The sequence below is a fragment of the Trichococcus sp. genome (assembly GCF_049589555.1).
GTDB lineage: Bacteria > Bacillota > Bacilli > Lactobacillales > Aerococcaceae > Trichococcus.
In genome coordinates this window covers 1-1,970 of record NZ_JBAWAZ010000248.1, presented here as the reverse complement: position 1 = coordinate 1,970, position 1,970 = coordinate 1, and the positions used below count along the sequence as shown (strand labels likewise).

2 protein-coding genes are annotated in these 1,970 nt (G+C 48.7%); one reads left to right on the top strand and one right to left on the bottom strand.

The window, feature by feature from the left end; all coding sequences use genetic code 11:
* The first annotated feature begins 15 nt into the window (after window positions 1-15).
* Window positions 16-1,161 carry an amidohydrolase gene (locus tag WBV27_RS09100; protein ID WP_424201375.1) on the top strand — a complete coding sequence of 382 codons (1,146 nt, stop codon included), beginning with the start codon at window positions 16-18 and terminating at the stop codon, window positions 1,159-1,161.
* 285 nt (window positions 1,162-1,446) lie between these two features.
* On the opposite strand, the gene WBV27_RS09095 is transcribed toward WBV27_RS09100, so the two are convergent.
* The coding region (locus tag WBV27_RS09095; RefSeq protein WP_424201373.1) for a nucleoside recognition domain-containing protein at window positions 1,447-1,970 on the bottom strand (524 nt) is incomplete at its 5' end.

Below are 1,970 nucleotides of genomic sequence, written 5' to 3'. Positions count from 1 at the left end.
GAAGAAGTTAGCGATATCTACGACTACATCGTCGCACTGCGCCGCCATTTCCACCGGCATCCGGAGCCGAGCCTGAAGGAATTCGAAACGATCCAACGCATCAGGGAAGAAGTCGAAGAAATCGGAGTGCCTTACATAAATGTCGGCGAGACCGGCATCTTGGCCACCTTGACAGGCGGAAAAGGAGCGGGCAAGACCATTCTGCTGCGCGCCGATATCGATGCACTGCCACTACCGGATGAGACCGGCAAACCCTACGCTTCCGTCAACCCCGGTTTCAACCATGCCTGCGGGCACGACGGGCATACCGCTTCCCTGTTGGGCGCGCTTAAAATCCTGAAGGAACATCAGGATGAGTTCTCTGGTACGATCCAGTTCGCCTTCCAACCGGCGGAAGAAATCGGCGGCGGAGCACGCCAATTCGTGCGCGGCGGCTATATCGACGGCATCGACCATGTCTTCGGCATCCATCTGCAATCAGGCACGCAAGTGGGCAAAATCGTCGCTACACCAGGCCCTTCCAACGCGTCCTGCGACATCTTCAAAATCAAAGTTTCCGGCAAGAGCGGGCATGTCTCGCGTCCGGACCTGGGGCGTGATGCTTTGGTCAGCGCAGCCGCCATCGTCACGGAGCTCCAGACCATCGTTTCCCGTGAAGTGAAACCGACAGATGAAGTCGTCGTCGGCATCGGGGTATTGCGTGCGGGAACGAACTACAACATCATCGCCAACGAAGCCGAAATCGAAGGAACTGTTCGGACCTTCAGCCATGAAGTCCGTGCCCAGGTGTTGGAGGCTGTGGAAAGGATCGCCCGTAATGTTTCGGATGCGCACCGCACCACCATCGAATTCTCCAACTACGATGCCGCGGCACCGCTGATCAATGACATCCAGGCCGCTAACCATGCCATCAAGGTCGCCTCGGACATCGTCGGATTGGAGAACGTAATCACCGATAGCCCGAAAAGCATGGGCGCAGACGACTTTGCGGATTACTTGGCGGTCGCACCCGGAGTCTACTGTTTCATCGGGACGCAAAGCAGTGAAGAGACAGCCTACGGACATCATCACGAGAAATTCGACATCGATGAAAAAGGTCTGGCTATTGCGACGGAACTGCATGTTTCTTATGCGCTATCCTATTTGAAAGAGCCGTTTTAATGCACAAAAACGCGTCGCTCTCTATTGGACTGATCCAAGAGAGCGACGCGTTTTTTATCTTTTCGTTTATACATGCTTAGCTTGTGCGTATCATATTCAACTGTGGTTTTTTTACTCATCAATTACGTTACGGATGTCACAACGAACCCTTTTACCAGTACTCAGTACAACTTAAATCCATAAAATAATTTCTTTTATGTTTGAAAATATATAGCGCTTTTCTTTTCCCGGGAAACAACCGGCAGACAGTTTTACGAAAGTTCATACAATACCAGTACTCAGTGCTTATACCAACTGGAATAGGTGAGCCAAGAAGCTAGTAATCATACATGTTGCAATCCCCATCACGGTTGGTACTAAGAAGGATATCCATGTCCATCTACTACTTTTAGTTTCTTTATAGATTGTGAATAATGTTGTAGAACATGGCCAATGGTAAATCGTAAACAGAATCATATTAGCCGCTGTTAACCACGTCCAACCGTTATCTAAAAGAAGATGCTTAAATTGATCTAATGACTCGAATTCGAAGAGCGTTGATTTACTCAAGTACCCCATAACCATAATCGGAATGACAATTTCGTTAGCAGGAAACCCTAAAATAAAGGCCATCAAAATGGTTCCATCCAAGCCCATTGAACGAGCAAATGGATCAATCGCGTTTGTTACCCAAGTTAATACACTGTAGTCACCAATCATGATGTTAGCCATCATCCAAATAACTAATCCAGCTGGTGCCGCTACAATGATTGCACGCCATAAAACAAACAAGGTTCTATCAGAAATAGAGCGAACGATAACCGAGCCAA